General features: G+C 66.9%; 24 protein-coding genes. 7 read left to right on the top strand and 17 right to left on the bottom strand.

Annotated elements, in window-relative coordinates:
- Window positions 1-44: 44 nt before the first annotated feature.
- Together WMF11_RS22645 and WMF11_RS22650 are read right to left on the bottom strand one after the other, a co-directional pair.
- Window positions 45-461 (bottom strand): nuclear transport factor 2 family protein, encoded by a 417-nt coding sequence (locus WMF11_RS22645; protein WP_061614382.1) that lies wholly within the window; start codon window positions 459-461, stop codon window positions 45-47.
- On the bottom strand, window positions 380-955 hold the full coding sequence (locus tag WMF11_RS22650; RefSeq protein WP_437979438.1) for a hypothetical protein: 576 nt from the start codon (window positions 953-955) through the stop codon (window positions 380-382). The genes WMF11_RS22645 and WMF11_RS22650 overlap by 82 nt, the downstream gene beginning before the upstream one ends.
- On the opposite strand from WMF11_RS22650, the gene WMF11_RS22655 reads away from it, so the two are divergent.
- Window positions 945-1,805 carry an RHS repeat-associated core domain-containing protein gene (locus tag WMF11_RS22655; protein WP_437979331.1) on the top strand — a complete coding sequence of 287 codons (861 nt, stop codon included), beginning with the start codon at window positions 945-947 and terminating at the stop codon, window positions 1,803-1,805. The genes WMF11_RS22650 and WMF11_RS22655 overlap by 11 nt on opposite strands.
- 8 nt (window positions 1,806-1,813) lie before the next feature.
- Window positions 1,814-3,538: a hypothetical protein gene (locus tag WMF11_RS22660; RefSeq protein WP_437978879.1), complete on the top strand. Its 1,725-nt coding sequence runs from the start codon at window positions 1,814-1,816 to the stop codon at window positions 3,536-3,538.
- A 350-nt stretch (window positions 3,539-3,888) separates the two neighbouring features.
- On the opposite strand, the gene WMF11_RS22665 is transcribed toward WMF11_RS22660, so the two are convergent.
- Window positions 3,889-4,026: a hypothetical protein gene (locus tag WMF11_RS22665; RefSeq protein ID WP_437978880.1), complete on the bottom strand. Its 138-nt coding sequence runs from the start codon at window positions 4,024-4,026 to the stop codon at window positions 3,889-3,891.
- A 115-nt stretch (window positions 4,027-4,141) separates the two neighbouring features.
- Here WMF11_RS22665 and WMF11_RS22670 point away from each other — a divergent pair, with 115 nt between their 5' ends.
- Window positions 4,142-4,333: a hypothetical protein gene (locus WMF11_RS22670; RefSeq protein ID WP_437978881.1), complete on the top strand. Its 192-nt coding sequence runs from the start codon at window positions 4,142-4,144 to the stop codon at window positions 4,331-4,333.
- A 237-nt stretch (window positions 4,334-4,570) separates the two neighbouring features.
- The gene (locus WMF11_RS22675; protein WP_437978882.1) at window positions 4,571-5,167 is read left to right on the top strand and encodes a 3'-5' exoribonuclease domain-containing protein; all 597 of its coding nucleotides are present in this window, start codon (window positions 4,571-4,573) and stop codon (window positions 5,165-5,167) included.
- Between the two features lie 69 nt (window positions 5,168-5,236).
- Here the strand turns inward: WMF11_RS22675 and WMF11_RS22680 are convergent, their stop codons facing one another.
- The 3 genes from WMF11_RS22680 to istA form a co-directional block, all read right to left on the bottom strand.
- The gene (locus tag WMF11_RS22680) at window positions 5,237-5,518 is read right to left on the bottom strand and encodes a hypothetical protein (protein ID WP_437978883.1); all 282 of its coding nucleotides are present in this window, start codon (window positions 5,516-5,518) and stop codon (window positions 5,237-5,239) included.
- Between the two features lie 321 nt (window positions 5,519-5,839).
- The gene (locus WMF11_RS22685) at window positions 5,840-6,661 is read right to left on the bottom strand and encodes an ATP-binding protein (RefSeq protein ID WP_437743789.1); all 822 of its coding nucleotides are present in this window, start codon (window positions 6,659-6,661) and stop codon (window positions 5,840-5,842) included.
- The gene (gene istA / locus WMF11_RS22690; RefSeq protein ID WP_437974280.1) at window positions 6,661-8,247 is read right to left on the bottom strand and encodes an IS21 family transposase; all 1,587 of its coding nucleotides are present in this window, start codon (window positions 8,245-8,247) and stop codon (window positions 6,661-6,663) included. Before istA ends, WMF11_RS22685 begins: the two co-directional genes overlap by 1 nt.
- A 321-nt stretch (window positions 8,248-8,568) precedes the next feature.
- Here istA and tnpA (WMF11_RS22695) point away from each other — a divergent pair, with 321 nt between their 5' ends.
- Genes tnpA (WMF11_RS22695) through tnpC (WMF11_RS22705) form a run of 3 tightly spaced genes read left to right on the top strand, consistent with a single transcriptional unit; the run spans window position 8,569 to window position 11,191 of the window.
- On the top strand, window positions 8,569-8,880 hold the full coding sequence (tnpA, locus tag WMF11_RS22695; RefSeq protein WP_437976191.1) for an IS66 family insertion sequence element accessory protein TnpA: 312 nt from the start codon (window positions 8,569-8,571) through the stop codon (window positions 8,878-8,880).
- The gene (tnpB, locus tag WMF11_RS22700; protein WP_437976190.1) at window positions 8,877-9,233 is read left to right on the top strand and encodes an IS66 family insertion sequence element accessory protein TnpB; all 357 of its coding nucleotides are present in this window, start codon (window positions 8,877-8,879) and stop codon (window positions 9,231-9,233) included. The genes tnpA (WMF11_RS22695) and tnpB (WMF11_RS22700) overlap by 4 nt, the downstream gene beginning before the upstream one ends.
- A gap of 50 nt (window positions 9,234-9,283) precedes the next feature.
- Window positions 9,284-11,191, top strand: a complete 1,908-nt coding sequence (tnpC, locus tag WMF11_RS22705; protein WP_437976189.1) for an IS66 family transposase — start codon at window positions 9,284-9,286, stop codon at window positions 11,189-11,191.
- A 61-nt stretch (window positions 11,192-11,252) separates the two neighbouring features.
- Here the strand turns inward: tnpC (WMF11_RS22705) and WMF11_RS22710 are convergent, their stop codons facing one another.
- The 11 genes from WMF11_RS22710 to WMF11_RS22760 form a co-directional block, all read right to left on the bottom strand.
- Entirely contained in the window at window positions 11,253-12,161 is a 909-nt protein-coding gene (locus WMF11_RS22710) for a hypothetical protein (RefSeq protein WP_437978884.1), read from the bottom strand.
- Window positions 12,162-12,176: 15 nt separating this feature from the next.
- Entirely contained in the window at window positions 12,177-13,070 is an 894-nt protein-coding gene (locus WMF11_RS22715) for an AAA family ATPase (protein ID WP_437978885.1), read from the bottom strand.
- Window positions 13,071-13,577, bottom strand: a complete 507-nt coding sequence (locus tag WMF11_RS22720) for a hypothetical protein (RefSeq protein WP_437978886.1) — start codon at window positions 13,575-13,577, stop codon at window positions 13,071-13,073. It lies immediately after the preceding gene.
- A gap of 1 nt (window position 13,578) precedes the next feature.
- Entirely contained in the window at window positions 13,579-14,541 is a 963-nt protein-coding gene (locus tag WMF11_RS22725; protein WP_437978887.1) for a CBASS oligonucleotide cyclase, read from the bottom strand.
- Window positions 14,542-15,337: 796 nt separating this feature from the next.
- Entirely contained in the window at window positions 15,338-17,245 is a 1,908-nt protein-coding gene (gene tnpC, locus WMF11_RS22730; RefSeq protein WP_437976189.1) for an IS66 family transposase, read from the bottom strand.
- 50 nt (window positions 17,246-17,295) lie between these two features.
- Window positions 17,296-17,652, bottom strand: coding sequence for an IS66 family insertion sequence element accessory protein TnpB (gene tnpB, locus WMF11_RS22735; RefSeq protein WP_437976190.1), 357 nt, complete (start codon window positions 17,650-17,652; stop codon window positions 17,296-17,298).
- Window positions 17,649-17,960, bottom strand: a complete 312-nt coding sequence (tnpA, locus tag WMF11_RS22740) for an IS66 family insertion sequence element accessory protein TnpA (RefSeq protein ID WP_437976191.1) — start codon at window positions 17,958-17,960, stop codon at window positions 17,649-17,651. The genes tnpB (WMF11_RS22735) and tnpA (WMF11_RS22740) overlap by 4 nt, the downstream gene beginning before the upstream one ends.
- A gap of 187 nt (window positions 17,961-18,147) precedes the next feature.
- Window positions 18,148-18,936, bottom strand: coding sequence for a hypothetical protein (locus WMF11_RS22745; protein WP_437978888.1), 789 nt, complete (start codon window positions 18,934-18,936; stop codon window positions 18,148-18,150).
- Window positions 18,933-19,856, bottom strand: coding sequence for a CBASS oligonucleotide cyclase (locus WMF11_RS22750; protein WP_437978889.1), 924 nt, complete (start codon window positions 19,854-19,856; stop codon window positions 18,933-18,935). Before WMF11_RS22750 ends, WMF11_RS22745 begins: the two co-directional genes overlap by 4 nt.
- Window positions 19,856-20,968 carry a hypothetical protein gene (locus tag WMF11_RS22755; protein ID WP_437978890.1) on the bottom strand — a complete coding sequence of 371 codons (1,113 nt, stop codon included), beginning with the start codon at window positions 20,966-20,968 and terminating at the stop codon, window positions 19,856-19,858. Before WMF11_RS22755 ends, WMF11_RS22750 begins: the two co-directional genes overlap by 1 nt.
- Complete coding sequence (locus WMF11_RS22760) at window positions 20,955-21,533, bottom strand: 7-cyano-7-deazaguanine synthase (RefSeq protein WP_437978891.1); 579 nt, start codon at window positions 21,531-21,533, stop codon at window positions 20,955-20,957. Before WMF11_RS22760 ends, WMF11_RS22755 begins: the two co-directional genes overlap by 14 nt.
- Window positions 21,534-21,630 lie beyond the last annotated feature (97 nt).

A 21,630-nucleotide genomic window follows, 5' to 3' on the forward strand; every position in this document is an offset into this window, starting at 1 on the left:
GCCGCCGCACCGGCGTGGTGTGGCGGCGCGGCGTTCAGGCGCTCTCAGGCGCTCTCGAGCACGTGGCCCACGCTGTCGAGGAACGGCCTGTCCGACACGGAGAGGTGGAGCTGCACGAACCGCCAGTGATCCCCGTGGCGCTCCACCGTGCAGGTCAGCCGGAGCGCGGGCAGGTCGAAGCGCACGCCGCCCATGGTGGCGTGGATACCGAAGCCGGCCGTCCCGGCGCAGGCGGCCGCTCCCCCGGCCAGCAGACGCACCTGGACATCGCCGGTGATCCTGCACACGAGGTCCTTCAGGATCTCGCTCTGCCGCCGGAACGAGGCCTCGATCTCGGCCCAGCGCGTGAAGTGCAGCTTGTCGTGTGTGCCGTAGAAGATCAGGGCATCGTCACGTACGAACATGTCGCATAACGCGTCCACGTCGCCTCGCTCGAAGGCGCGCGCGAACTCGACGAGCATCTGGCGAACCGAATCTTCTGGACTTGCCGGCTTTCTCTCCGAGGACTCCATGCGCTCCGCTGCTCCCGTACCGATCCGAGCCTGATCTCGGCCGAGCATACAGCACCCCGGAGGCGACGCGCGACGCGCTGCGCGCGAAAGCGCTCGGAGCCCGGGCGGCTGCGCGCGACAAGGGTCGTCGCGGTCACGAACACGTAACACCACACGACCCCGACCAGCGCCAGCCGACCAGGTACCCGCTCGAACCCCGGAACCCAGCTGACCAGAAACCCCACGAGCAGGAACAGCAGCCCCACGCCCTGCAGCTGCGCAATCGACATCCGCTTCAGGAGGGCGCCGACCGAGAGCGAGGGCAGGTACATGCTCAGGCGGTGCACCTGGATCACCCAGCTCGCCTGCTGGACCGAGCGCTGCTCGACGCCGCACATCTGGAGCGGCGTCGGCACCATGAGGAGGCTCATCACCAGGAAGGCGCCCGCGCCCATGGCCACCATGGGCCAGTACAGCGCGCGGGCGCGCGCGTCCGGCGCGGTGCAGGGAGAGGCCTTCACGCCGCTGCGGTTTCCTGGCCAGTACGCGGACGAGGAGACCGGCCTTTGTTACAACAGACATCGCTATTACGACCCCGACATTGGCCGCTACATCAGCCCGGATCCCGTCGAGATCGTCCGCCGTTACGGCTTCGCCGACAACTCGCCGCTCAACACGGTGGACCTCGACGGCCTGCAGCCGATGACCACGACCATCCGGCGCTCCCAGATCAACCCGGACGGCAGCCGCACGCCGCTGCCGAACGCGAGCGGAGTGAGCATGGGGCTGCGCGATCCCGACAACCCGGTGGACATCCACCCGACAGTCTGGAACAACATGGCGCCGCAGGTGCCGGTTCAGGCCGCGAACGGCTCGACGAACTGGCAATTCCCCCAGGCGACGCGCCCCCCGGCAAACTGCTCCGAACCGGCGGCGCTGAGCGAGCACCTCTATGACTACGAGCGACGGAACAACTTGCCGCGCGGAACCTGCGGTTCGGGCAGCGACCCCAACAACCAGCACCTCCGCAACGCGCTCGGAGAATTCGAAGAGATCAGTTCGATCCAGGAGGGGGGCGGGCCGCGCAAGGCTTGCCCGAACTGCGGCGTGCTCATCCGCAACCTTCAGAACCAGGCCAACCAGGGCGCACCATCGGACGACCTGGTCAATCTCGCCCGCCGTACGCTCCCGGGGATCGAGGAGCCTAACACGGGCTGGCAGGAGGCCATGGACCGGCGCGCCCCGACGAGGAGTGCGCGGAGCCTCATGAACCCGCGTAATGCGGCCAGCCTGCGGGTGCAAATGCCGCGCTGAGGACCATCATGGAGATCTCCCGGTTTGCCATCGAAACGCTCGCCAGTCGCGGTATTACCCGTAGCGAGGCGCATCGTGCCGGCCGCGATCGGCTGGAAAAGCTGCTGCGTCTCCATGGGTTTTCCGACCATGAGGCTCTGTTCGCCGCCGAGGCGGCGATCGGCGGTTTTGCCGGCTCGGACCGTGCGCGAGACCCGCTGGAACTCGCCATCGGCGGGTCGTTCGGTCCCCCCTCGTCTGACTGGTGGGAGATCCTCCTGGGTCCAGGTGCGCTGCTGGAACGCAACATAACGAGGGTTCTGGTCCGAGATGGCTTTTGGCCCATCGGGATCAGCGCCCCCTTCGCGGCGTTCGCGGGGCTTGACCCGTACCTACATATCTCACATGACCGCGCGGAACGTTCACGGAGAATGGTCGATGTGCTGGTAGCTGAGGACGGCACCGTCTCGGTGCGAGATTTCTCGATAGGGAACGCACTGGTGCCCTACGCAACGTCCCCCGTGATCCTGGTCGAGAAGCTCGCGCGCTTCCTCGACATCGCGCAGCGCGGCCTCCACCACCTGCGCCTCGAAGCCCGCCCGCGCGCTGGCGCCCGGCTCGCGGAGGCGCTCGGCGCCCGGCCTGTGGCGGTGGCGAGCGATGCCTACCACACGGTCTGGGACGCCGAGGATTTTGTCATCCTCGACGGGCACCCCTCGGGCGCCGCTCCGGACCGGACGCTCGTCTTCGCCAGATCGGTCGAGCGGCTCGCCCGGGCAGTCGAAGCGCTCGCGGGCTCGCCGGCGGTCGCGGCGATCGCCTGCGACGAGATCACCGTGGCTCTTCGCGATCCGGGCGAAGCCCCCGCGCCGGCGAGCCGCGGGCTCGTGCCCGTCGGCCTGGACCGGCCCGAGGAGCGGGGAGCGCTGCGCATCGAGCGCACCGCGTCAGGCGTCTCCCTCGTCCAGGAGCGCGACTTCGGCGGGCGTGTGCTCGAGCGCCGCGAGCTCCCGCCGGTGGGCGACCGGCTCGCGCACACGCGATGGATGCTCGCTGCCGAGGGGTTCCGGGGCGTGCTCACCGACCGCGCGGTAAACGCCCTGCGCGCGCGGGGGGTACTCCGGGATCCGCAGCGCGCCGCCTCGCGCGCCCGCCTCGAGGAGCTGCTCGCACCTCACGGCGTCGCGGCCAGCGAACCACTGTTCGCGTTCGAGCAGCACGCGGGCGGCCTCTGTGTCTCCCGCGACCACGGAGAGCACACCTGGCTGGGCCCCGCGCTCGAGATCGAGGGCGGCGTCCTGCCCCGCAACGGGTTGGTGCCGATCGGCGCCTTCTCCAGGGGCCTGTACTTCATGGCCGCCGACGGCGCGATCCTCGCCGACGACGGGGTGGTGGAGCGCTTCGTCTTCGCCGATTCGTGGCGCATCTTCCTGGAGCGGTTCGCCCTGGGGCACGAGGCTCCGGACGTGATCCCGGAGTGGCCGGCCCGCCATCGCGCGAGCCTCTCCGAGGACGTGGGCGAGGCGCTGGCGCGGGCTCTCGGCGTCCCGCGCGCACCCGAGCTCAGCGACCAGACGCAGTCGTTCTGGACGAGCGACGACCTGGTGATCTGGTCGACGCCCGCCTACCTCGAGTTCTGCGTGTCCCCCTGTATCCTCTACGCGGACGAACCTGCGGTGATCGAGCAGGCGCTCGCATGGATCCAGGCGAACCACCCTGAGCTGAGCATCGAGCGGAGCGAGGCCACGCGCTGATCGAGCGCCGGCACGGTGGCGCATCCTGTTCCTGCCGCCGCAGACTGTGGAATGAACGCCGCCCCGTTGACGACGCGGCGGCGGAGGGCGCCCCGTTGGGCCACATCGGAGCTGCCCTCGACGGGGAGACAGGCGGAGACTATGAACATCGCTACTGTTTCCAGCGACCGCTCGTCATCGACCGTTTTTTCTGGCGGGACGATTCCGCGGGGGCGAACCGGTGCGATCCGTCGGATCCCCTGGGGTTTCGGGGAGGCGTGACGACGGATCGCCCCCCCTCGGAAGGCGTGGGCCCAACGCGGGCCCAGCCGGCGAGCCTCAAGCTTCGGGAACTTGCGCCGGCCAAGCCATCACCCCGGGCCGCCTTGGTTGCCGAGCTTGCCAGCACCCTGAACCGCGCCGTCGCCCTCGGGGATGACGTGGCCGCTCGGGTCGTGCACGAGGCGATCGGTCGGCTGCTCGGCCTGCCGGCGGTTCCGGAAGCGCAAGCGCGCTCGCGCTCGGAGGTGAGGCCTACCGCCGCCGGGAGGTCGCCTTCGCGGATCCGCACCGCATAGCCGAGGAACAAACGCCGCTCCCCGCCGGCCCATCGAGGCGCCCGATTTGCTGAACAAGTTCCGGCTGGCCAGGCCCCGGGAGCTTATCGTCCTCCTCTTGCTCTTAATCGGCGAGGGCGAGCAGGTCAGCCAGATAGCCCGAACCTTGATGATGCCCACCGAAACCGCGCTCTCGCGGCTCCGCCTGGGCCGCAAGCACCTCCCGCACGGCCTCAACCGCTGGTGTCGCTTGCAGTAGGCGCCCCCTTCCCGGCCTCTCAGGTGACGAAATGTCGCTTACACGATCCGCCTTCCTCATGGAAAAGTGACGCCGTGTCAACAATTTATCGATGCATCGAAGAGACCGCATTCACTCCACAGCCTGCGGATTAGGCGACCTTGCAGGTGACGGGGTGGGCCTGCTGGCGAACGGAACCCAGCGCAGGGACTTCCGCACTATGTTGCCGCCGCTCCCGAATGGATACAGCTTGGACTCATGGACGAAGATCTCTTCTTCAGCGTTGACTGTGAAACGTCCGGGCCTTTCCCTGGTAGGCACGCTCTCCTCTCCGTGGGCGTGGTGGTCGTTCGACGCAGCGAGGGAGGCTGGCGGCTCGCAGATACTTTCTATCGAGAGTGGGCCCCTCCGCCGCATACGGAGGAGGACCCAGCAGCCACTGCCATACACAAACTCGACCTCCGCGTGCTCCGCGCGCGCGGCGTCTCGGCGGACGAAGGCGCGCGTGACCTCGCAGAATGGGTGACAGCGCAGTCCGCGGGGCGCCGCATCTTCGTCGGCTATAACGCAGCGTTCGACTGGGCGTTCGTTCTCCACGCGTTCGGCGCTGCTCGCGTCGCGAATCCGTTTCATCATGCGCCGCTCGATCTCAAATCAGCGATCTGGGGCGTTCATGGTGGGGCATGGCGCACCGGCAGCAACACTGAGGCGCTCGAACGGGTGATCGGAAAGCGGTTATCGACGGATCCCGACGTGCGTCAGCACCACGCGCTCGACGACGCCAAGAGACAGGCGGGCGTCCTCGTGGCTCTGCTCAAATACCTCGAGGAGCGAGGCTCCGGAGCCTCGCAGTAATGCGCGGGGGCTGCCGGAGGATCGTCCGGCAGCCCTCGACGTCGAGCTCGACCACCTCGTGGTGACGGCTCAGTTGAGCTCGCGCGGCAGCACGATCGGCGGGCGGCCAATGTTGAGGTCCCAGAACATACTAAACAGTCGGCGGCGATCCGGGGTCGGCTGATCTTTGGACCAGAAGTGAACCGACATGGCGCTGCTGTCGAAGGGGAGCGAGGTGCCACTCATCGCGGTGATGATCGTCTTCAGCGGCCTGCCCAGCGCGTACCCTAGCTCCAGGAAGTTGTTGGGCCGAAGCGCCGTCAGGTCGGCGACGACCACCGCCGCGCGGTGCATGCCACGTCGCAGGGTCATGGGGCCACCCCGTCGCAGGGTCATGGGGCCAGGGGGAGACACCGTGATCGGTCTCGACCATGCCCGAGACCGCGAAGCGTGTCGAGGTCCCCGGAGCCGGGCGCGCAGCGACCGGCGACGTCTCTCTTTTCGCAGGGTCATGGGGCCACCCAGGCCCCCGGTAGATCCCGGCAGGGTCCGCGACGCTCAGGAGCAGGCAGGTTCGCCCCGCCCCCAGCAACACCAGCGGTCCCATCGACGAGGGTGGGCGAGGCACGCCGCTCGGAGCGAGGGGTCAGAGGCGCGGCCCCAGGCTCGACGTCCTCGCCGGGGCCGCAGCGGTCATCGCCGCCTGCCGCGTGGGTGGGTGGGCGGCTTGCTGCGCGCGGGCACCAGCGCGGCCGTGGTGCTCTCGTCGAGCTTCGGCTTGAGCCGCGGTCTGTACGACTCCCCGTCGATGATGAAGTCGAACGCCGCGTTCTTGAACCGATCGACGGCGCTCTGCGCGAGCAGCACGTCGTCGAACATCGCGAGCCACTCAGCCGTGTCGCGATTGCTCGTGACGATCATCGAAGCGTTGCCTGTGCGTTCGAGGAAGAGCTGGTACACGTCGCGGCTCTCTTCCTTGTTCATCGCCTCGAGCGCGAAGTCGTCGAGGATGAGCAGGTCGACGGTCGTGAGCGCGACCATCTCGGCGTCGCGTGAGTTGTCGAGTCTGCTCTGGCGCAGCCTGCGCAGCATCGCGTCCGCGCGCAAGAAGCGCACGCTGTAGCCGTGCTGGCACGCGAGGTGTCCGAGCGCGTTCGCGAGGTAGGTCTTGCCCACGCCGACAGAGCCGAGGATGACGATGTGCTTGTGCTCTTCGAGGAAGCGTAGGCTCGTGAACCCGCCGAGCAGACGCTTGTCGAAGCTGACCTTCGCGGTCTTGTCCCAGAGCTCCAGGCGCATGGCCGGGTCGAGCCCGGCGTCGCGTACGCGGCTCTCCGTCGCGCTGGCCTCGCGGCGCGCGATCTCGTCGGTGAGCAGCATGAGCAACAGCTCCTCGTGTCCCATCGACTGCTTCTCGGCGACCAGGAGACGCTCGCGCAGCGTCGCCGCGATGCGGCCGAGACGAAGGCGCTTGAGCGCTGTGATGAGCGCAGGGTCGACATCGCTCGAGCTCATCACGAGTCCTCCTTGGTCGCGGCAGCCGCCGGCATGCGCGTCGCGAAGTGCTCCGTGCTGCGCGCGAACCGCGGCGCGGGCAGCGCAACGACCGTGCGCTGCCCCGTGGACGGTGACGCCGGCGTCTTCGCCGTCTCGAGCATGCGCGCCACGCGCTGCACGTCGATGACATCAAACGCGAGCGCGCTCTGGCAGATCGCCTCGACACGCCCATTACCGAACTTCTTGCACAGACGCAGCAGCGCGTAGACCAGCCGCATGCGCGTCCAGGGCAATGGCACCGCGAGCAGTCGCTCAGCGTAGACGCCGACGTGCACTCCGCACGTCTTCGCGCTCGCGATGAGCGAGGCGACGTCGCGCACCGCTGCGACGTCCTTGCCCATGGGGTAGTCGCTCGGATCGGTGGAACGCTTGCCCGGCGCGACGCGCGCGTGCACTTTCACGAGCTCCGTACCGGCGTAGATTCTCACCGACGCGCTGTCGGCGCGGACGCGCACCGTGCTGCCGACGTAGCGGGTGGGCACGCTGTAGAGCGACCGGAGCACCTGCACGTGATGATCGGGGTGCACCTTCGCGTCGGTCCAGTACGGCACGTCGAACGGTGCTGCCGGCGCCGGCTTCATGGCGCTCCTCTCGCGCGCCTCGAACACCTCGCGCGGTACCTCGCGCGTCGTGCCGTGGACGCGCGCGCCGGCAACGTCGCGGCACCACCGCTCAGCCGACACGCGCGCGTCGTCGAGGCTCGTGAACGATTCGCCGTCGAACCAGCTCTCCCGCACGTAGGCGACCTGATTCTCGACACGCGCCTTGTCTCTCGGCGACCGGACACGCGCGGCATCGACGAACAGCCCGCGCGTCTGCGCGTAGTCGAGGAAGGCTGGCACGAGCACGGGGGCAAGCTCGTCGGCGCGCAGCACGATGGCTTTCATGTTGTCCGGGATGATCACGCGCGCCATCGCGTCGAAGAACCGCCACGCGGCATCCAGGCCCGCGCACACCGCCACGGTGGTCTGCTCGAACGACGGCCACACGAACTGGTAGCGGCTGTACACGAGCGTCACCACGAGCACCCACAGATTGCGAGCTCGCTGCGTCGCAGGATCGAACAGCCTGCCCATGAGGCCGAAATCGACCTGCGCGACCTCGCCGGGCTCGGTATCAGCGACACGAACCGTCGGCGTCTTCTTGCGCCACGCGAGCTCCTCCTTGGCGAAGCGCCAGAGCGTGTCGTAGCTCGCCGTGACGCCGTGGTCGCGCTGGAGCAGCGTGTGGATTTTCCGCAGCTTCAGCGGGCGAGATTGAGCGAGCCAGGCCTCGATACGCACGCGATGCGCGTCGATCTGCTTCCTCTCGTCGCTCGCGTCGGGCACCGGGCGCGCCTGCACGCGCTGGGCGATCGCGTGAATCTCCTCGTCCGTCGGCTCGCGGTCGAGTGGCAGTGGCAGCGTCGCTGCGGCCTCGAAGTACCTGCCGACCGTCTTGCGATCGAACCCCGTCTCGCGCGCCACCTGACGCGCGCTTTGCCCCGCCGCACGACGGCGGAGCATTTCCTTGATGTCAACCATGATCAGCTCTCGGTAGGGCATCGGGCTCCTTCCGACGGCGACCCGCGCCGTCATCGGAAGGAGCCCGTCTCAGATCCCGACCGCGGCGTCCCGAGCTGGCCCCATGACCCTGCGAAAAACCTCGGAAGCTGGCCCCATGACCCTGCGAAAAACTGGGTCACGCCCCCGCGCGGGTGGCCCCATCCTCCTGCGATTGGGGTGGCCCCATGACCCTGCGAAAAACGCCGTCAGGTGGCCCCATGACCCTGCGAACTGGCAGTGCAGACGCTCGAAGATTTCTCGTAAGCGCTGCGCGAAGCGCCGTCTCACCCCGGCCGCGCTGTCCAGTTCATGATGGCGTGCATGACAAGGACGAAGGCGACCGAAGTGATGTGGTCCGAGCGCGTTCGGGCGTGGCGCGAGAGTGGTGAAACGGCGGAGGAGTTCGCTCGGAGCCGCGGATTTGCGGCCTCGACGCTGCACGGCTGGTCGAGCCGGCTGTCGCGGGCCGAGCCCCCGCGCTTTCTGCGCCTGGTGCCGAAGGCGCCCGCCGTGACGAGCAGCGCTGCGGAGCTCGTCGTCGAGGTCGGCGGCGCGCGGGTGCGCGTCGCCGCGGGGTTCGACCCCGCGCTGCTGGCGGAGGTGGTCCGTGCCCTCGGCGGAGCGGCGCGATGATTCCGGCGGGCGTGCAGGTGTTCGTCGCGCTGGAGCCGGTGGACATGCGCTACGGCTTCGAGCGGCTTTCGGGTCTCATCCGTGAGCGTGTGGGGTACGAGGCGCGCTGCGGAGCGCTGTTCGCGTTCGTCGGCAAGCGGCGGACCACGATCAAGATTCTCTTCTTCGATGGCAGTGGAATCTGCCTGTTTTCAAAACGCCTTGATCGCGGAGCGTTCGCACTTCCCGACCCCCCGACCGAGGGCGCCACGCATGTCGAGGTGGACGACGCGACGCTCGAGACGCTGCTCGACGGCATCGAGATCGCGCCCACGCCCAAACCGCGAAGGCGCGCACCGCGCCGCGTCCACTGAGCCGCACGAATTCGCTCGACAAGTACGCGCGGCTTACGTAGAGCGGCGTCGTGCACGACGCCGCCGCCAAGCCGACGCTCTCGGCCGAGCAGCAGCGCATCGCGCAGCTCGAAGCGGAGCTCGCCGCGGCAAAGAGCGAGCTCGTGGGAGCGCGCGATGCGCTCGCGCAGCTTCGGCGCGCCTACACCCGTGCGCTCGAGCAGCTGCAGCTTCTGCAACGTCGACTGTTCGTGGCCAAGGCGGAGCGCGCCGAGGTGAGCGCGGAGCAGCTGGCGTTCAACTCGATGTTCCTCGAGGTCCAGCGTCTCGAGAAGGCACTCGAGGCCGCCGAGCGCAACACGGGCGACGAGCGGCAGCACGACGACCCCAAGGGGCCGAAACGACGGTCCGGCGGCAAGGGCCGTCGCGACCTGTCCGAGTCCGACCTGCCCGTCGTCCGCATCGAGCTCTCCTGCCCCGAGCTCGATGCGACGGCGACCCGCATCGGGGTCGAGGAGACCTCGCGACTCGGCTACGAGCGCGGCGGAATGCGCCGCATCGTGCTCGCACGCGTCGTGTACAAGGCCGAGCGGTCCCTCACGGACGCGAGCAGCTCTGGCGAGGGGGAAGCGGCCCCGGTCCAGGTCGTCGCGAGAGAAGCCCCGACGCCGACGCCCGCTGCGAGCGTCAGCCCGGAGGACACGGCAGCGGCCGGCGAGCCGAGCGCTTCCTCCACAGCGCTCGACGCGCCCTCGCTCGACGCGCCGCCGCCGACGCCGAAGGGCGAGACCTGCACGGTCTTCATCACGACGCCGCTTCCGAAAGAGCTGTTCCGGCGGTCGTTCCTCGCGCCGTCGATGATTGCGCACATCCTCACCAGCAAGTACCTGCTCGGCGTCCCGTTCTATCGACTGGAGCAGCAGCTGGAGCTTCAGGGCGCGTCGCTCGATCGCGGCACGATGTGCCGCTACGCCGAAGACGTCGGTGCGACTCTGGGCGCCATCGTCGAGGCCGCGCGCAAAGAGGCCTTCGAGACCGCCTTCTGCCTGTCCACCGACGCCACCGGGGTCTCCATCCAGCCTGGGCCCATCCAGGAGCGCAAGGACAAGAAGCCCGGGCCGTGCCGCAAGGGACACTTCTTCGTCGTCCTCGCGGACAAGGATCACGTCTTCTTCGAGTACCAGCCCAAGCATACCAGCGCTGCGGTCTGCGATATGTTCCGCGGCTTCTCTCGGTATATTCAAGCTGACGCTCACGCCATCTATGACGCCCTCTTCCGCGGCACACCACCAAGAGGCGCTGCTGCCGACGAGAAGCGCGGTCCGCCCCCGACCGAAGTAGGATGCTGGTCGCATTGCCGTACCAACTTCTGGGAGGCGGCGGTCTGCAAGCACGAGCTCGGTGTCGAGGGGCTGCGTCGCATCAACGCCATCTTCGCTACCGATCGTGCGCTCGCGGATCTTGCGCCCGCGCAGCGCAAGGTGCGCCGAGATGCCGTCGTCCGTCCTCTGGTGGACGCGTTCTTTGCCTGGGCCAGGGCCGAGCACGCGCGTCCTCGCGAGCGCGGCCTGGTCTCCACCGCGCTCGGCTACGCCCTCAACCAAGAGCAGCCGTTGCGGCGCTTCCTCGACGACGGTCGGCTGCGCCTGGAGAACAACGCCAGCGAGCGAGCGCTGCGATCCATTGCGGTTGCGAGAAAGTCCTGGCTCTTCTTCGGCAGCGACGACCACGCCTCCGCCGCGGCCAACCTCTTCTCGCTCGTGGCGAGCTGCAAGCTGCACGGGCTCGACCCGGAGGCCTACCTGGCCGACGTCATTCGCGCGATGCCCTACTGGCCGCGGGACCGTTACCTCGAGCTCGCCCCCAGGTACTGGGCGCGCACCCGCGTCCGGCTCGTTGACGACGAGATGAACGTCGCCCTCGGGCCGATCACCGTCCCGCCTCCGCTTCCCGCGGAAGAGCAGCGCGCCACGAGCTGACCGAGCCGGTTCCATCGCCCCCATCCTGCACCAGCTGACCGAGGTTGGGGCCGACGGCGCTTCATGCAGCGCTTACGATTTCTCGATTCAGGAGCCCCTCGGTCCCGGGTCGCAGCCCGATCTGATCGGCTCGGTAGCCGAGATCCTCGACGCACGGGGTGACGACATCGCTGAAGAAGCGGTCGACGTCGACGTACTCGGTGACGGCGGGGTTCAGGAGCCGGGTGAAGAACACACGCGGCCGCAGCACGCGATCGAGGAGGCTCACGAGCTGCGTCGCCACCGCGGCTGGATCAGCATTGGCGCGCTGGAGCGACAGCAGGGCCAGCTCGCTGGGAAGCCGCTCTGGCTCGATCTCGACGAACCTCGCCGGGCTCGAACGTGCGAGGTTGTGCAGCGCGGCGGCCCCTCCGTTGCCGTCGCTGTAGTACCCGCCGAGCTTCGGGTCGAGCGGGATGACCGGGCAGTTGCGCTCGATGTAGAGAGAGGCCAGGTGCTCGACGCCCTCGCCGCCGCCGAGGATCACGAGCGCGTCGCCCTCGCGCGCCTGATGCTCCCGGATGTATGCGCCGGCGTTCCAGTTGGCCCGGAGCGGCTTGAGCAGAAGCGCCTTCGCGTTGTTGAGTTCCCGCAGCTGCGCCTCACGAGCCGCCGGGATTTTCTCGTCGTGCGTCTTCTGGGAGCACACGATCCTGGCGATTGGATGCTCGAACGTCATGCCGACGTCGAGCCGTTCCTTCACGAAGCGGAGCACCTCATCGAGCACGGTCCAGAAGAAAACGCGCGCCGTGTCCGGGTCGCCTGCGACCAGGCAGGGTTCCTCCCCAATGGAGACGACGACACCGCCGCCTGCCTTCAGGATCCCGCGCGTCAGGCCCCGCACCGCGCGATGGCAGCGCCGAACCAGCTCCACATCGGCATCTTCACGGACGCTGCCGTCGATGCCCACGAATCGGTTCTTGAGTCCCATGATTTGCTCGGCTCCTCACATGATCGCGGGGCTCGGCGTCGTCTCCGCTGCCGCGCGGAGGAGGACGTCGAAGGTCAATGCCTCGTTGGGGTACACCGTGGCGACTGCGGTCGGCAGGAACCTCGTCCGGAGGTCCGAGAAAGTCATGCCGATGCGGCCCGCCTTCGGGTCGGGCCCGGTAGCACGGACGAGGCGCGCGAGGTCCGCCTCGCTCATGTCGACGCCTTCCAGGTCGCGCAGGAAGAGCTCGCGCCGCTCTTCGTCCGTCGGCCGCGCGAACTCCTCGATCCGCGCGGCGCGGCGCACGATAGCAGGATCGAGCGCGTGCAGGCGGTTCGTGCAGAGGATGACCAGCACGCGTCCCTTCATGGCACGGATGTCGTCGATCTTCTGGATCAGAGTGTTGGTGCCTGCTCGCTCCTCTTGGTGGAGCTGACCGCCCTCACGGGATGAGGCGATTGCGTCGGCCTCGTCGATGATCAGGAACACCCGCCCCTTGTGCCCCGCCGCGGCGCGCACGGCGTCGAACGCCTCGCCGATCAGCTTCGACATCTCGCCGTGGAGGCCGCGGCCACGCACACGCGTGCTGAGCTTCATGAGCCGCGCGTTGTGTTCGATCTCGCTCGCGATGCGGTTCGCAATGCCCTCCGCCGTCGCCGTCTTGCCGGTACCGACGTCCCCGTGGAAGATCACCATCGGGTAGCGATCGGCGAGAATGTCGCAGACCGGCAGCTCCCGCCCATGCTTCTTCTTGCTCCAGCGTCGGAGCTCGTCAGGAGCGAGCAGCATGCGCAGATCGCGCTCCACGCGGTTGAACCGGGGCTCGAAGCCGATGAGCCGTGCGGTACGCTCCGCGATGCTTCGGTCGGGCAATTCGAGATCGAGCTCGAAACGCGAGACGTCGCTCATCTACTTCTTCTCCCGCGTCGTGCGGCCGAGACCAAAGGCGTTGCTTGCATACGTACGCGTCCCCGTCGCGGTGAGCCCTGGGTATGTCGTGTCGACCTTCGACGGCGACCAGGGGACATTCAACTGCGCCTTGAACTCCGCCTGCTCCTGCGTGTTCAGTGCGCCCCAAACGGGACTGTACTTCAGGATGACTTGCAGCGATCCGCCCTCGATCTGCGGCCAGACGTTGCCGCCCGGGCGCTGCACGGTCCATCCCGACGCGTTCTTGGAGACCTTGTACTCGTGCACTTGCACAGGCCGCCCGCTCGTGCCCGCGAGCACGATGTGGATCTCGGAGAGGTACTCTTCTTCGGCGAAGGCGGAGACGTCCTCGGCGACGCTGCTCGCGTAATCGTCGGTCCAGAGTGCCGTCATCCGCGCGATGAGACGGAGGTCCGCCGCGAAGTTCTCGAAGACCTTCGCGACGTCGACCCTCGTGTAGGTCTCCGTGTAGGTCAGCGTCGTCATCTCACCCCTCCTCGACTTTGAAGGAAGGACCCAAGACTCCCTTCCACTGCTCCAGCGTGTCGCCCTTCCGCGCGATGTTCTGCGCGTAGTTGAGCGCCTCGAGCGCCTCGACGGCGCGGCCGACGACCGCCTTGCGATCCTCCTCGCTCATGCGACCCGCGACGTTGTTCTCGTTGTTCGTCGGATCGAAGATCCGCACCGGGCTCGACGTCGAGGGGACGCTGCGGATGGCCCCTCTGAAGGAGATCGGGAGTTTGAGCTGACTCTGGGCGATGTAGGCCAACACGCGAAGCAAGCCTTCTTCGAGACGAGGAGGCGGGCCCTGCTTCTCGACGACGTGCGCGATGATGAGTTCGATGGTGAACGAGGAGAGCTCGTCCGAGAGCTCGGCGAAGTTGCGCCACCGCTTCAGGAGCCGGACCACCGAGGCGTACCGCGTATCGCCGGCCTTCAACGCCTGAATGAACTCGAGCTGCCCAAGCGGCGAGCTGAGGAAGGAGCCCGTTCCGCCGACCTCGGGCTGCCACACATACTCCGCGGGCTCCTTCACCGGCACGACCGGCACGAGGTCGACCTTGAGGCCCGAGGTGCGGAACTCGATCCCCACGGCTTTCCTGCTCGGCCGGAAGTCCGAGGGTTGCTTCGTCGGATAGGCGGCGCAGAGGAGCTTGACGACCATCTCGTGCAGCGTCTCTATGTCCGAGCGCTCCGCCTCGGAGATGTCGAGATAGACGACGAGGTCGATGTCGATCCCGACGCCGTCCCTCGGCTTGAGGGCCGTGCCCTTGCGCCAGGATCCGGCCTGGTTGATCTTGGAGACCTTGAGCGCCGAGTTCTTGTGGATCGCGTTCGTCAGCGTCGCCTTCAAGTGGTCGACCTGATCCTGGTACTCTTTCTTGTCCTCGCTTTTGAAGGCGATGACATTATCGACGTAGAAGTTGAGCTGCTGGTCGGTGAGCTGCATCGGGGTGGCACCTAACGTGTTCCTGGCTCCATCCTCGGGAGGGGCCCGAAGCATGGGTCGGGTCTTTCGACGCGCAAGACCTGCGACCCAGGATTTTCGGTTGGGAGGTCCTCCGAGCCTGCAACTGCGATCTGCGAGAGCGCCGTACGGATGCCGCGCCCCGGGAACGACGCCAACGTCGAGGCGGTCACGGCAACATCGAGCAAGCGCGGATGCTCCGGATGACGGAGCTGACCAATCCGTCTATACTGTAATAAACAGAGCCCCCGCCATGCCGCCGAGAAAGTAATATATATAACATATCCGCCCGGCCATCGCCATGGGCGTGGCCCCTTGCCGCTCTCGCCGGGGTCGACGAGGCTGGACGCGGCGCGGCGTCAGCCCGCAGCGCAGGCGGGCGGGACATGGTGCCCTGCGATGCAGTTTCGGGCCCGCGGTAAAGACCGAGGCGCCCGTCGCTCAGGACACGTCGCCGCTGCCGGCAGCCGGAGCAACCAGCAACAAACTCGCCCAAGTGTAGACGGCCATTACGATCCGCGGGTTCCGGGCGCGATCTCGCCGCCGGCTGGCGAGATCGCGCCCCGGCTCCGGGTCGTCACCGCCGCGGTCGGGGCGCACGGCCTTGCTTCTACCGCCGCTCCTTGTCGCGCCACGAGTCGGCGTCGATGTCGAGCACGTGGCAGTGCTGGGCGAAGCGATCGATCAGCGCTCCGACGCACGGTAAGCGCTGCATGAAGCGCCGTCGGCCCCAACCTCGGTCAGCTGGTGCAGGATGGGGGCGATGGAACCGGCTCGGTCAGCTCGTGGCGCGCTGCTCTTCCGCGGGAAGCGGAGGCGGGACGGTGATCGGCCCGAGGGCGACGTTCATCTCGTCGTCAACGAGCCGGACGCGGGTGCGCGCCCAGTACCTGGGGGCGAGCTCGAGGTAACGGTCCCGCGGCCAGTAGGGCATCGCGCGAATGACGTCGGCCAGGTAGGCCTCCGGGTCGAGCCCGTGCAGCTTGCAGCTCGCCACGAGCGAGAAGAGGTTGGCCGCGGCGGAGGCGTGGTCGTCGCTGCCGAAGAAGAGCCAGGACTTTCTCGCAACCGCAATGGATCGCAGCGCTCGCTCGCTGGCGTTGTTCTCCAGGCGCAGCCGACCGTCGTCGAGGAAGCGCCGCAACGGCTGCTCTTGGTTGAGGGCGTAGCCGAGCGCGGTGGAGACCAGGCCGCGCTCGCGAGGACGCGCGTGCTCGGCCCTGGCCCAGGCAAAGAACGCGTCCACCAGAGGACGGACGACGGCATCTCGGCGCACCTTGCGCTGCGCGGGCGCAAGATCCGCGAGCGCACGATCGGTAGCGAAGATGGCGTTGATGCGACGCAGCCCCTCGACACCGAGCTCGTGCTTGCAGACCGCCGCCTCCCAGAAGTTGGTACGGCAATGCGACCAGCATCCTACTTCGGTCGGGGGCGGACCGCGCTTCTCGTCGGCAGCAGCGCCTCTTGGTGGTGTGCCGCGGAAGAGGGCGTCATAGATGGCGTGAGCGTCAGCTTGAATATACCGAGAGAAGCCGCGGAACATATCGCAGACCGCAGCGCTGGTATGCTTGGGCTGGTACTCGAAGAAGACGTGATCCTTGTCCGCGAGGACGACGAAGAAGTGTCCCTTGCGGCACGGCCCGGGCTTCTTGTCCTTGCGCTCCTGGATGGGCCCAGGCTGGATGGAGACCCCGGTGGCGTCGGTGGACAGGCAGAAGGCGGTCTCGAAGGCCTCTTTGCGCGCGGCCTCGACGATGGCGCCCAGAGTCGCACCGACGTCTTCGGCGTAGCGGCACATCGTGCCGCGATCGAGCGACGCGCCCTGAAGCTCCAGCTGCTGCTCCAGTCGATAGAACGGGACGCCGAGCAGGTACTTGCTGGTGAGGATGTGCGCAATCATCGACGGCGCGAGGAACGACCGCCGGAACAGCTCTTTCGGAAGCGGCGTCGTGATGAAGACCGTGCAGGTCTCGCCCTTCGGCGTCGGCGGCGGCGCGTCGAGCGAGGGCGCGTCGAGCGCTGTGGAGGAAGCGCTCGGCTCGCCGGCCGCTGCCGTGTCCTCCGGGCTGACGCTCGCAGCGGGCGTCGGCGTCGGGGCTTCTCTCGCGACGACCTGGACCGGGGCCGCTTCCCCCTCGCCAGAGCTGCTCGCGTCCGTGAGGGACCGCTCGGCCTTGTACACGACGCGTGCGAGCACGATGCGGCGCATTCCGCCGCGCTCGTAGCCGAGTCGCGAGGTCTCCTCGACCCCGATGCGGGTCGCCGTCGCATCGAGCTCGGGGCAGGAGAGCTCGATGCGGACGACGGGCAGGTCGGACTCGGACAGGTCGCGACGGCCCTTGCCGCCGGACCGTCGTTTCGGCCCCTTGGGGTCGTCGTGCTGCCGCTCGTCGCCCGTGTTGCGCTCGGCGGCCTCGAGTGCCTTCTCGAGACGCTGGACCTCGAGGAACATCGAGTTGAACGCCAGCTGCTCCGCGCTCACCTCGGCGCGCTCCGCCTTGGCCACGAACAGTCGACGTTGCAGAAGCTGCAGCTGCTCGAGCGCACGGGTGTAGGCGCGCCGAAGCTGCGCGAGCGCATCGCGCGCTCCCACGAGCTCGCTCTTTGCCGCGGCGAGCTCCGCTTCGAGCTGCGCGATGCGCTGCTGCTCGGCCGAGAGCGTCGGCTTGGCGGCGGCGTCGTGCACGACGCCGCTCTACGTAAGCCGCGCGTACTTGTCGAGCGAATTCGTGCGGCTCAGTGGACGCGGCGCGGTGCGCGCCTTCGCGGTTTGGGCGTGGGCGCGATCTCGATGCCGTCGAGCAGCGTCTCGAGCGTCGCGTCGTCCACCTCGACATGCGTGGCGCCCTCGGTCGGGGGGTCGGGAAGTGCGAACGCTCCGCGATCAAGGCGTTTTGAAAACAGGCAGATTCCACTGCCATCGAAGAAGAGAATCTTGATCGTGGTCCGCCGCTTGCCGACGAACGCGAACAGCGCTCCGCAGCGCGCCTCGTACCCCACACGCTCACGGATGAGACCCGAAAGCCGCTCGAAGCCGTAGCGCATGTCCACCGGCTCCAGCGCGACGAACACCTGCACGCCCGCCGGAATCATCGCGCCGCTCCGCCGAGGGCACGGACCACCTCCGCCAGCAGCGCGGGGTCGAACCCCGCGGCGACGCGCACCCGCGCGCCGCCGACCTCGACGACGAGCTCCGCAGCGCTGCTCGTCACGGCGGGCGCCTTCGGCACCAGGCGCAGAAAGCGCGGGGGCTCGGCCCGCGACAGCCGGCTCGACCAGCCGTGCAGCGTCGAGGCCGCAAATCCGCGGCTCCGAGCGAACTCCTCCGCCGTTTCACCACTCTCGCGCCACGCCCGAACGCGCTCGGACCACATCACTTCGGTCGCCTTCGTCCTTGTCATGCACGCCATCATGAACTGGACAGCGCGGCCGGGGTGAGACGGCGCTTCGCGCAGCGCTTACGACGCACGGCGCATCTCCAAACACCGTGCCCGGCAGGTTCCCCGCAGGTTGGCGATGGCCATCGCGCTCCTCGGCTTCGCCCTCGCAAGCTGGTGACGGCCATCAAGTAGCCGGCACGCGGAGCCATCAATCAGCCTGAGCATCAGCATGCCCTGCTCCGGGAGATCCGCTTGCATTCGCGGCTGGCCGCACGTGCCGTAGCAGTCCCGAGAAGCGGGAAGGTTCATCTAGCTTGAGCGCCCGAATCTCGGAAACGTAGTCCGGTCGCAAGGTGGCATATCGCCACAACACGAGGTCAACGACCGCGAGCCGATCGCCCGTTAAGCTGGCGAAGAGTGCACAGAGCGCACTCGGATCGCGTGCCCCGCTCGCTTGTGCCATGCGCACGAGATGCCGGTCGGGCTTAACGACGTCCATGCCGACGTTCTTCGCCAGGTGCCAGCAGGTGACCGGCCCAATATACGAGAATCGTGTAAGCCATGTCGGACCGTGCGCCCGCAGCGAGCGTTTCCACGCATCGACCCCCTCTACCGCTAGCATTCTGCAATTCTCCGCGATTGCATTAATCTTACCCGGATGAGAGAACGAAACGAGAGCACGTTGAACACAGCGGGTCGGGTTCTCTCGGATGGCGACCGCGTCCCAGTCGCAAAACGCATGACTTATTTGTTCAAACAGGCGTGCAACAACTGCCGCACGCATCCCGCTGGACAAGACGACCCATGCTTGCTCGCGCAGAATATGGCATTCGTCCACACGTTCGAGCATAAGCTGCTCTTGCCAATCGATTTCCCAACCGAAGCCCGCACGAACGACGCACTCCTTCGCACCAACGTAGAAGTCAAGGGCAGCGCGTCGGGCCCTTCCGTGGGTAGCAAACTGCTCAGAAGGTGACTTGTCGGGTAAACTCATCATTCCTCAAGCACTGCCTTCCATTCCGCGACCGTTGTTGCGGTGCTCAGTCTCCGCCGCATCCCATCGAGCGCCAGGGCGATATTCCTCCGTTCGGCGCTATCGGCAGCCCCTAGGTGCGCATCAATATTTCGCGACTGCCCCGTTGTGTCTCGAACAGGTCGCAACACCCGTTCGGATGCTCGATCGATCAGGTAAAGAACCAAGTCCTTGGGTGCCGTCGACCCCGCGTAATTATTCGCGGCATCAACAGCCAGCGCCTCGATGTGATAGCCGGACAGGCGCTTTTGCTCCGGGAACCGGCTGAGGATAGCCTTTACCAGCTTGATAGCGGGGACCAGATTGCCTCCAAGCCGCGCATTGGCATCGGTAAGCCGTCTTCGAAACGCCCCAGGCTCGGTCTGGGTCCAACCTCCGCTCGATGCGGAGGGAACAGCGACGGCGGTGCCTTTGCGAATGGCGGGGACGAGCTGGATCTCCATTCCGTCATCGTATGTGACAGTGACGGCCATCTGGCCGAGCCGAATACTGGACACACCGGCACGCGGGAGGTGCTCTTCGACGGCTCGAAAGAACGCCTCCTTAACCTTCTGTGCACTCGCGCCGCGCAAATCCTCGCGATCGAGAATGACAAGAGCGTCTACGTCGCTGATGCCGTCCACCTCGGTGTGTTTCGCCACCGATCCCCCGAAGAGAATGCGATCGAGTTGCACACGCTCGCCGAGCGCCTGTTCAATCGCGTCGAGACGCTGGCGCGTAAGCTCGCGGTCACGCGCATTAACTTTCAACAGATAATGGGCGAGCAGTTGTGCGATCTCCTGGTCAAGCCGCTGGCGCTCCCTGGCACGTACCTCGGCAATCTTCGCTTCTAACGAAGGCGAAGGCCGCGAATAACGCCCGCCGCCGCCACCACCGCCGGCCATTAGTCGCCCTCCGTGCGACGTCGCACCCGCGCGCTAGTGCGCTCGACGCGTAATGCAGGGATGCGCGCACGCATAACTTGGTAAGCCTCTGCAAGCGGCCTTCGGACGTCGGTCGGAAACATCGAGAAGTCTTTGCCGTCGAGGTCGACCCACTGTTGGAGCGCTACGGTCATATTCTCGAGCGTCACGAGATTGTTGAGGCTTGCATACAAGTGGTTCATCTGATTCGGCGCCGCAATGCCGATATTGCTTACGATACAGTAGGTGTCGCGAACGATAGCGAGCCCGTTTCGATAAGCGTATCGGAGCCACGAAACTCCGTCGACGATCTGCGCGCCTGCAAAAAAGAATAGCGGCGACGAGAGCGGCTCGAGGCCACCCCACACATGAATTGGTGCTCTTAGATTCTGCGCATCGAGCTTCTGACGAAGAAGCGCGATGCGTTTAAGCTTGTCTATGAGATCGCGCCCGAGTTCCTTCTCGGTCACCCCGATGATATCGAAGCCGCGAAGGTTGGCAATATCCGAGTCGCTCATATCGGCCGGATCGACATAGCGCCCCTGCCATGGCTTAAGGATGAAATCGTTTGCAAAGTTCCGATAACGCGTGAAGGTTGCACGCGCTTCACGTACCTGCTGCTCGAGTGACGTTCGCTCGCGCCGATGGTCGTAATTGGCGATGACGAGCGGGACCGGGACGCCCTTGCCGTCAAGCCGATCGAGTACGGCGTGGTAGTCGGCAATGGTAAATTTCTCGGGCTCGCGCGAAAAGCGTCGAGGTTCGGTGGAATCGTATTCAGGGGCGAGCTCGTAGCCGCCACTATCAATGAATGCAACGTTGACGTTCTTGAGATAGACGAGCGGCGCCTGCGGCGACAACTCTGGCGCTTTGAAATGGCCGAAGTGGATATCGTAGGCGCTCAGAAGAACAGCCTTGTGTGGATGCTTACCAAACTCTTCGAGCTGGTAGGCCACCTCCGAGTATGGCTTGCGGTGCTTCCCCTTGCCTTTGTGGCGGATCTCGAAGCCTTTGCTCGAGAACGCCGGCACAAGCAGCGGCAATTCGATAGTGCCAACCGTCGGATGCTCGAAGGACTCTCTACGCGCGAGCATCCAACATCTTCCGATCGGCGCAAGACAAGCATTGTCCGCACGGGCCGCCCGCCGCTTCGCAGCTGTAGGTCAGGGAGAGCGGGATGCGCTCACGTCGCGCGTAGGCGTAGACATCGCCTTTCGGCCATTCGAGAAAGGGCGCTGCGACGGTCACTCCCCGTTCGCCCGACTCGCCGACCGCATCCTCGGCAGCCCGAACAAACGGCGCTGATGAATCAGCATAGGCCGTGCCGGCATGCAGGCCGAGCGCGAGAACGCTCACCGATGACGGGCGCTCCATCAAGGCGGCCGCCAACAGAAAGAGGTTCCGTCCTCGAATGAGGCCGACCCTCTTCGCCGTCGGGCCGCTCCAGGTGGCCACTGAAAGCGAGATCCCGAAGTGGGCAGCAAGGGCGGCCGCAGCCTGCGCCTCCTCGTACCGCGCCGGCTGCGCGTAGTCGATAAACAACGCGGCCGGCGGCCGCCCGAAATCCAGGTAGAACGCGACCGTCGCCGCCGAGTCGACGCCGCCGCTCAAAAGGACGAGGACTTCCGGCTCTATGCGCATGTACTTGACCTCGATCACCCCTGCGGTGCGCTGGACCCTTCGGGCCGCGCGCCCGCTCTACATCCCCTACGTTAGTCGCCCCACCCCCGCCAAAGCAAGGGTGCGAACCGCCCAC

The sequence above is a fragment of the Sorangium sp. So ce295 genome, from assembly GCF_051527405.1.
Classification (GTDB): domain Bacteria; phylum Myxococcota_A; class Polyangia; order Polyangiales; family Polyangiaceae; genus Sorangium; species Sorangium cellulosum_B.

What these genes read in the sequence shown, in the direction of transcription:
- WMF11_RS22645 (WP_061614382.1), bottom strand. Translation starts at nt 461, where the DNA reads ATGCTCGTCGAGTTCGCGCGCGCCTTCGAGCGAGGCGACGTGGACGCG.
- WMF11_RS22655 (WP_437979331.1), top strand. Translation starts at nt 945, where the DNA reads ATGGCCACCATGGGCCAGTACAGCGCGCGGGCGCGCGCGTCCGGCGCG.
- WMF11_RS22650 (WP_437979438.1), bottom strand. Translation starts at nt 955, where the DNA reads ATGGTGGCCATGGGCGCGGGCGCCTTCCTGGTGATGAGCCTCCTCATG.
- WMF11_RS22660 (WP_437978879.1), top strand. Translation starts at nt 1,814, where the DNA reads ATGGAGATCTCCCGGTTTGCCATCGAAACGCTCGCCAGTCGCGGTATT.
- WMF11_RS22675 (WP_437978882.1), top strand. Translation starts at nt 4,571, where the DNA reads ATGGACGAAGATCTCTTCTTCAGCGTTGACTGTGAAACGTCCGGGCCT.
- WMF11_RS22680 (WP_437978883.1), bottom strand. Translation starts at nt 5,518, where the DNA reads ATGACCCTGCGACGTGGCATGCACCGCGCGGCGGTGGTCGTCGCCGAC.
- WMF11_RS22685 (WP_437743789.1), bottom strand. Translation starts at nt 6,661, where the DNA reads ATGAGCTCGAGCGATGTCGACCCTGCGCTCATCACAGCGCTCAAGCGC.
- istA (WP_437974280.1), bottom strand. Translation starts at nt 8,247, where the DNA reads ATGCCCTACCGAGAGCTGATCATGGTTGACATCAAGGAAATGCTCCGC.
- tnpA (WP_437976191.1), top strand. Translation starts at nt 8,569, where the DNA reads ATGACAAGGACGAAGGCGACCGAAGTGATGTGGTCCGAGCGCGTTCGG.
- tnpB (WP_437976190.1), top strand. Translation starts at nt 8,877, where the DNA reads ATGATTCCGGCGGGCGTGCAGGTGTTCGTCGCGCTGGAGCCGGTGGAC.
- WMF11_RS22710 (WP_437978884.1), bottom strand. Translation starts at nt 12,161, where the DNA reads ATGGGACTCAAGAACCGATTCGTGGGCATCGACGGCAGCGTCCGTGAA.
- WMF11_RS22715 (WP_437978885.1), bottom strand. Translation starts at nt 13,070, where the DNA reads ATGAGCGACGTCTCGCGTTTCGAGCTCGATCTCGAATTGCCCGACCGA.
- WMF11_RS22720 (WP_437978886.1), bottom strand. Translation starts at nt 13,577, where the DNA reads ATGACGACGCTGACCTACACGGAGACCTACACGAGGGTCGACGTCGCG.
- WMF11_RS22725 (WP_437978887.1), bottom strand. Translation starts at nt 14,541, where the DNA reads ATGCAGCTCACCGACCAGCAGCTCAACTTCTACGTCGATAATGTCATC.
- tnpB (WP_437976190.1), bottom strand. Translation starts at nt 17,652, where the DNA reads ATGATTCCGGCGGGCGTGCAGGTGTTCGTCGCGCTGGAGCCGGTGGAC.
- tnpA (WP_437976191.1), bottom strand. Translation starts at nt 17,960, where the DNA reads ATGACAAGGACGAAGGCGACCGAAGTGATGTGGTCCGAGCGCGTTCGG.
- WMF11_RS22745 (WP_437978888.1), bottom strand. Translation starts at nt 18,936, where the DNA reads ATGATGAGTTTACCCGACAAGTCACCTTCTGAGCAGTTTGCTACCCAC.
- WMF11_RS22750 (WP_437978889.1), bottom strand. Translation starts at nt 19,856, where the DNA reads ATGGCCGGCGGTGGTGGCGGCGGCGGGCGTTATTCGCGGCCTTCGCCT.
- WMF11_RS22755 (WP_437978890.1), bottom strand. Translation starts at nt 20,968, where the DNA reads ATGCTCGCGCGTAGAGAGTCCTTCGAGCATCCGACGGTTGGCACTATC.